This window comes from Bacillus sp. JJ1521 (genome assembly GCF_036965165.1).
Lineage (GTDB): Bacteria > Bacillota > Bacilli > Bacillales > Bacillaceae_L > Ferdinandcohnia.
Window position 1 is genome coordinate 37,887 of record NZ_JBALOX010000133.1, and the last position, 6,262, is coordinate 44,148.

9 protein-coding genes are annotated in these 6,262 nt (G+C 39.0%); 8 read left to right on the plus strand and 1 reads right to left on the minus strand.

The features are described 5' to 3' along the window. The first annotated feature begins 122 nt into the window (after positions 1–122). The 7 genes from V7147_RS17505 (at position 123) to V7147_RS17535 (ending at position 3,319) form a co-directional block, all read left to right on the plus strand. Positions 123–596, plus strand: coding sequence for a hypothetical protein (locus V7147_RS17505; RefSeq protein ID WP_335369119.1), 474 nt, complete (start codon positions 123–125; stop codon positions 594–596). A gap of 9 nt (positions 597–605) precedes the next feature. Beyond that, positions 606–1,127 carry a GNAT family N-acetyltransferase gene (locus tag V7147_RS17510; RefSeq protein WP_335369120.1) on the plus strand — a complete coding sequence of 174 codons (522 nt, stop codon included), beginning with the start codon at positions 606–608 and terminating at the stop codon, positions 1,125–1,127. Between the two features lie 15 nt (positions 1,128–1,142). Then, positions 1,143–1,616, plus strand: coding sequence for an SRPBCC family protein (locus V7147_RS17515; RefSeq protein WP_335369121.1), 474 nt, complete (start codon positions 1,143–1,145; stop codon positions 1,614–1,616). Positions 1,617–1,750: 134 nt separating this feature from the next. Then, positions 1,751–1,891, plus strand: coding sequence for a FeoB-associated Cys-rich membrane protein (locus V7147_RS17520; RefSeq protein WP_335369122.1), 141 nt, complete (start codon positions 1,751–1,753; stop codon positions 1,889–1,891). 15 nt (positions 1,892–1,906) lie between these two features. Next, on the plus strand, positions 1,907–2,341 hold the full coding sequence (locus V7147_RS17525; protein ID WP_335369123.1) for a VOC family protein: 435 nt from the start codon (positions 1,907–1,909) through the stop codon (positions 2,339–2,341). Next, positions 2,319–2,849: an isochorismatase family protein gene (locus tag V7147_RS17530; RefSeq protein ID WP_335369124.1), complete on the plus strand. Its 531-nt coding sequence runs from the start codon at positions 2,319–2,321 to the stop codon at positions 2,847–2,849. The genes V7147_RS17525 and V7147_RS17530 overlap by 23 nt, the downstream gene beginning before the upstream one ends. Then, positions 2,846–3,319: a tetratricopeptide repeat protein gene (locus tag V7147_RS17535; protein ID WP_335369125.1), complete on the plus strand. Its 474-nt coding sequence runs from the start codon at positions 2,846–2,848 to the stop codon at positions 3,317–3,319. The genes V7147_RS17530 and V7147_RS17535 overlap by 4 nt, the downstream gene beginning before the upstream one ends. 23 nt (positions 3,320–3,342) lie before the next feature. On the opposite strand, the gene V7147_RS17540 is transcribed toward V7147_RS17535, so the two are convergent. Then, positions 3,343–4,947 (minus strand): ribonuclease J, encoded by a 1,605-nt coding sequence (locus V7147_RS17540; protein WP_438824608.1) that lies wholly within the window; start codon positions 4,945–4,947, stop codon positions 3,343–3,345. Between the two features lie 368 nt (positions 4,948–5,315). Here V7147_RS17540 and V7147_RS17545 point away from each other — a divergent pair. Further along, the coding region (locus V7147_RS17545) for a nuclease-related domain-containing protein (protein ID WP_335369127.1) at positions 5,316–6,262 on the plus strand (947 nt) is incomplete at its 3' end.

Here is a 6,262-nt window from a genome sequence, read left to right on the forward strand (position 1 = left end):
TTACTTTATATATCTTTCATTATACCAAATATACGGAAAATTAAGCGATTTGGTTTCAAATTATGTAACCTTTTTTTGAGGGTTTCGTCAATTTAGTAAAAGCGCACAATTGGAGGAGACATATGATGAAATGGATGCTTGTACTTTTAATAGGGATTTCGATTACCCTTGCAGGGTGTGGTGGGAGTACGCCAAGTGAGCTTACCGGTATTGAACCGCCTGAAACGATGGTGGAAATTGGGGATGAAACATATCCTACAAAACTCGGTACCTATTGCTGGAAGTCTAAATTCAAAGGTGTATGTGTGGACACAGCGGGACCTGAAGCACTTTTGGAAGGAAAAGATCCTATTATTGTGCAGCCAGGTGAAGAAATCACATTCGTGATGGATTATGATCCATTACCAAACGAGGTACATGTAGCATATTACATGGGTGACAAGGAAACCGAAGTGAAAGTAGAAAATCACCGCTTTACAGCACCCGATGAAAAAGGCGTGTATTACTATTCCTATGGAGTTTGGTGGATGGACGAAAACGAGGAGAATGTTTCAAACGGGGATGCATTTTACGCCTTCGCTTTAGAAGTAAAATAGGAGGATTCTATGAAAATAAGAAAAGCAATTTTATCCGATGCAAAAGGCATCGCCAACGTACATGTCGATAGCTGGAGAACGACCTATTCCGGAATTGTTCCCGAAGAATTTCTCCAGCAATTGTCCTACGAATCTAGGGAAGAGATGTGGAAAAGAGGAATCCCGAACGGTCATGTTTTTGTAGCGGAGAATGAAAATGGAGAAATTGTTGGGTTTGCTTGTGGTGGAAAAGAGCGCAGTGGGAATTATGAAAGCTATCAGGGTGAACTCTACGCTATTTATATTTTAAAAGAATATCAAGGACAAGGCTTGGGCAAAAAGTTAGTAGTTCCTGTCGTTAAGCAGCTTTTGGACAAGGATATCAACACAATGCTAGTATTAGTATTGGTAGAAAACAAATCCTGTCTATTTTATGAAACGCTTGGAGCTCGTAAATTAGATACATTAGAAGTTGATATCGGAGGAAAAACTCTGAAAGAAGCAGTATATGGATGGGGCAATTTGAAAGTAAGCTTTAACACTATGTTCTAAAATAGGAGGCACAACATGCTCGCAACACTTACTAAAAAAGAATCAAATTACATAGCAACATTTGAACGCCATTATCCACACTCAATTGATAAGGTTTGGGGAATGCTTACCGACAACGATAAACTACCCACATGGTTTCCGGAATTAAAAGTCGATGAACTTCGAAAGGGTGGTCGTATTCTTTTTGATATGGGAAATGGAACCTTCGAAGAAATGACGATCACTGACTTTAGTGATCACTCTGTATTAGAATTCACCTGGGCAGATGACAGTGTTCGCTTTGAGCTTTCTTCAGAGCAGGAGGGATGTAAGCTGCTTTTAATTGAAATAATTAAAAAGCTTACAGACCATACGCCTAGAGATTTAGCAGGTTGGCATGTATGTCTTGATGTCATCGGCATGTTACTAGATGGCAAACAGGTGGAAAACCGTAAACAAATGTGGGAACCATTGTACCAGCAATACGTCCAAGCTCTATCAAAAATTTAATCAAATAATGCGGAAGGAGCCTGTCCAATGGGATGTGGCTTCTTTTTTATGAAAAAATTAAAGGAAAACCAATGCAAATCTAGAATTAGAATACATAATGAAACCCCTTATGAAATGGAGAGAGTAGAGTACATATGACATTTGTTTTTCTCGCCATCATAGTTGGAGCCGTAAGTTTATCGATTTTTAAAGCCATTCGAAAGAAAAAACTACCTAGTAATAACTATACTCCGTTTGATGATATAACCGAGGGAAGAACGGAAGTTAAAGAATGAAGGAGGAGTCCTAAAATGAAACAAAAACTCCTACGCGTTGGAACTACCTATCTACCAGTAACGAATATACAGAGTTCAACAACCTGGTACACAGAAAACCTTGGGGCTACGCTTAACTATATCGACGAGGACAAAGCCATCCTTGATTTGGCGGATCAAAGTTTTTTCCTTATTGCTGCGCCGGAAGGACAGACTTTGAACTTCACTGATGCTAAAGGTGAGGAACGTTTTTCTATAACCTTTGAGGTTGATGGTTTACAGGCTTTAAAGAATTTACGTAAAGAATTCAAAGAACTTCAAATCATGGTTGGGGAAATCGAAGACCGAGGTCATGCCGGGAAAAACTTTGTTTTTAGAGATCCAGATGGCAATCAGTTTGACGTTTGGAGCGAACTAAGCCCAATTTTCAAAAAGAGGGGGAAAGAGAATGCAAGCATTATTAGTGATTGATGTTCAAAACGGCATTGTAAATTTTAAAGGCTTTAATGAGGAACTTGCGAAAATTCAACAAATCATTCAGGATTTCAAAGCGAAAAAGCTACCAGTAATCATGGTTCGGCATTTCGATAAAAACGAAGGGAACCCTCTTCACAGAAATTCAGCATGTTCCGAGATTCACGAATCAATCAGGGACTTCGCTGATTATGTTGTTGAAAAAGAAACACCAAGTGCATTTTTTCAAACGAATCTATCATCCATTCTAGAGGAATTAGGAGTTAAACATATTTTCATAACGGGTTTTGAAACTGAATTTTGCTGCATGTTTACAGCTATTTCGGGATATGACCGAGGGTACAAAGTAACCTTTGTGGAGGATGCGACTGGTACAACGAATACAGATGAAACATATGAGATGAAGGGACTTGATATTAAAGATTTTGTCGGAACTGTCCTAAACTGGTCAGAAGCTGTTGAGGTCCTTTACTTCAGTGAATATCAGGAGATGTATAAAAAATGAAGAAAGCTTTGGAGCTTAGAAAAGATGGTCGTCTCAAAGAATCAAATGAGCAGCTTTTGAGTTTGGTGGAATTGTCGCCTGAGGACCCAGAATTAAATTATCAAGTTGCTTGGAGCTACGATGTCCTTGGTTTGGAGGTGGAAGCTGTCCCTTTTTATGAAAAGGCAATTACATTAGGTTTAGAGGGCGAAGATTTGGAAGGAGCCTTACTTGGATTGGGTAGCACCTATCGCACCCTTGGCGAGTATGAAAAATCCGAGGCTGTCTTGTTAAGGGGTACGGAGCAGTTTCCTGAAAATCACGCGATGAAGGCTTTCTACGCAATGGTACTTTATAATCTTGGTCGACATCAGGAGGCAATGGGGTTTCTTTTAAAAAGTTTAACTGGGACATCGAAAGATACGTCTATACAGAAGTACAAACGCGCCATCGAGTTTTATGCCGATAATCTGGATGAAATATGGAGATGAAATAACCCTCCGCGACTGGAGGGTTACACTTCTATAATAAATGGAAGAATCATTGGTTTACGTTTTGTTTGTGCGAATAAATATTGTCCAACAGCCTTTTTAATTTCTTTTTTCATCGCATTCCACTGGTACTTGTTTTCACTTTGAAGGTCTAGAATTGCTTTTTTCACAAGTCGATTTGTCTCGCGTAAAAGCTCTTCAGAATCCCGGTTAAATACAAAACCCCGAGTAATCGTATCCGGACCCGACAGGATTTTCTGATCCCTTTTACTCAGCGTGACAACGATGACGACCATGCCATCTTCAGACAACTGCTTACGGTCACGTAAAATAATATCACCAACATCGCCGACACCAACCCCGTCCACATATGTATCGCCGGAAGGAATTTTCCGAGTTTGACGCGCCTCCGAATTATTAACATCAACCACATCGCCATTTTGAATGATAAAAACATTTTCTGGCTCCACACCAACGGAGACTGCAAGTGACTTATGCTGATGAAGCATCCGATACTCTCCGTGAATGGGAATAAAGTAAGTTGGTTTCATTAAAGTTAACATCAGCTTGAGGTCATCCTGAAACCCATGACCGGAAACATGCATCCCAGTCGCGCTTCCTCCATATAAAACAACCGCCCCAAGTTGAAACAAATTATCGATAATACGAGAAACATTTTTTTCATTGCCAGGAATCGGACCGGCCGCTAGAATCACTGTATCTTCAGGAAGAATTTGTACGTCACGATAGCTTGCATTCGAAAGACGTGCAAGCGCAGCCATCGGTTCCCCCTGACTTCCCGTACATAAAATACAAACCTTCTCAGGTGCTAAATTGTTCGCTTCTTGCGCATCAATCAGCATGCCATCCGGAATGTACAGATAGCCACGTTCGACCGCAACATCCACGACATTCACCATACTTCTCCCGAGCAGTGCTAGCTTTCGATTTGTCTTCATAGCTGCTTCAACAACCTGCTGAACTCGACTAATATTGGAGGCAAACGTTGAAACAAATACCTTTCTATTTGCTTTCATAAAAGCTTCCTCAATTACGTGACCGACCTTTAACTCAGTAGGCGTTGAACCCGGGCGCTCCGCATTCGTACTTTCTGATAATAAAACAAGCACACCCTCACGCCCAATTTCAGCCATCCGATGAATGTCTGAATGCTGATCATTCACTGGTGTCAAATCAAACTTAAAATCACCAGTATGAACAACCTTGCCCTCAGGCGTATCAAACACAATTCCGAGGCAGTCCGGAATACTATGATTCACTTTAAAAAAGGAAACCACAGTTTTGCCAAACTCGAGCATAGAGTCTGCGTCAATCGGAATTAGTTTTGTATCTGCAAGAAGACGATGTTCCGTCAGCTTCAATTCAATTAAACCAAGCGTAAACCTTGTCGCATAAATCGGCACATTGAGCTTTTTTAGAAAATAAGGTATCCCGCCAATATGATCCTCATGCCCATGCGTAATCAGCATCCCGCGAATTTTCTCCCGATTTTCCTCCAAATAGGTCAGGTCCGGAATAATTAAATCAATCCCAAGCAAACTCTCATCCGGAAACTTCGACCCACAATCAATTACAAAAATATCATCCTCAAACTGCACCACATACATATTTTTCCCAATCTCATGAATCCCACCAAGTGCAAAAATGGACAATCTATTCTCCAACAAAATCGCCTCCTACATCTTAAATCGTGTCCTTAGTTTTACCAAAGGCGGGTGGAATTATTTATATTGGGTTCCAGATTGTGTTAATAAGGTGGGGAATCACAGATCCATCATGTGATTTTTGCTAAAAACCATAGTCTTGGGATAAAAACCATAGAAACGAAATAAAAGCCATAAGTGTCTCGTTAAAAACCATAGAATCAACATAAAAACCATAAGAAGAGAATCCTTGAAAAAACTTTTAAATTTTTACAGGAATTTTGCATAATTTGTAGAAAATTGATGTATTAAATATTAAAGGAGCGTACTAGATGAATAAAAAAGAACTAAAAATTCCACGTAGAGTAAGGAAATTAAAAGCTTTAATAAGAAGATTGGCAGAAACCTATCCAAAATATCAAGAAATTAGCGAAGAGTATGGTAGAAGAATGGCAGGATACCGCGGAGAACAATCTTTACTATACTATTTAACCTTTTTAAAAGAAAAAAACTACCTAATCTTTCACAACCTTCGCCTCCCCGATATCTCCGGTAAGCACTTTTTTGAAATAGACATACTTTTAGTTAGTCCCAAATTCATTCTAATTATTGATGCAAAACATTATCGAGGTGAACTATATTTTGACGGGAAGTTTGATCAATTCATTCAAACTTACAAGGATACGAGGAAATCATATAGCTGTCCGGTTGCCCAAATCAATAGACACCAACTACAACTCACCAGACTTCTGGAAACCTTCAAAATACCCACAATTCCTATTGAAACCCTAGTTGTTTTCACAAATCCAAATGCGATTATTGATGCTAGTAAAGATTTTAAATACAATCATAAAGTAATTAAAAGTCCAAGTTTTATCCAAAAGATTGAGTTATTTGAGAAGAGAAACAAGGAGGAAGTTCTAGATAAAAAACAAATTCAAAAACTTTCAAAGTTACTTTTAAAGCTTCATACGCCTCATGACGAAGATATCCTGAAACAATTTGGAATAAAAGGACATGAACTCATTAAAGGAGTGCGCTGTCCGAAATGCGATTATCTGCCAATGAAACGTAACCCAAGATCCTGGTTTTGCCCATCTTGCCGCTATTCTTCCCAAACAGCCTATTTAGAATCTATTACCGATTACTCTCTTTTGATAGGCAATACGATTACGAATTGTCAATTGCGTGATTTTCTATATATACAATCAAAATCTACTGCATCTAACATCTTATCTTCATTAAACTTGAATTATAAAGGAACTTTTAAAGACAGAAT

What these genes read in the sequence shown, in the direction of transcription:
- V7147_RS17520 (WP_335369122.1), top strand. Translation starts at nt 1,751, where the DNA reads ATGACATTTGTTTTTCTCGCCATCATAGTTGGAGCCGTAAGTTTATCG.
- V7147_RS17540 (WP_438824608.1), bottom strand. Translation starts at nt 4,947, where the DNA reads ATGTATGTGGTGCAGTTTGAGGATGATATTTTTGTAATTGATTGTGGG.
- V7147_RS17530 (WP_335369124.1), top strand. Translation starts at nt 2,319, where the DNA reads ATGCAAGCATTATTAGTGATTGATGTTCAAAACGGCATTGTAAATTTT.
- V7147_RS17510 (WP_335369120.1), top strand. Translation starts at nt 606, where the DNA reads ATGAAAATAAGAAAAGCAATTTTATCCGATGCAAAAGGCATCGCCAAC.
- V7147_RS17535 (WP_335369125.1), top strand. Translation starts at nt 2,846, where the DNA reads ATGAAGAAAGCTTTGGAGCTTAGAAAAGATGGTCGTCTCAAAGAATCA.
- V7147_RS17525 (WP_335369123.1), top strand. Translation starts at nt 1,907, where the DNA reads ATGAAACAAAAACTCCTACGCGTTGGAACTACCTATCTACCAGTAACG.
- V7147_RS17515 (WP_335369121.1), top strand. Translation starts at nt 1,143, where the DNA reads ATGCTCGCAACACTTACTAAAAAAGAATCAAATTACATAGCAACATTT.
- V7147_RS17505 (WP_335369119.1), top strand. Translation starts at nt 123, where the DNA reads ATGATGAAATGGATGCTTGTACTTTTAATAGGGATTTCGATTACCCTT.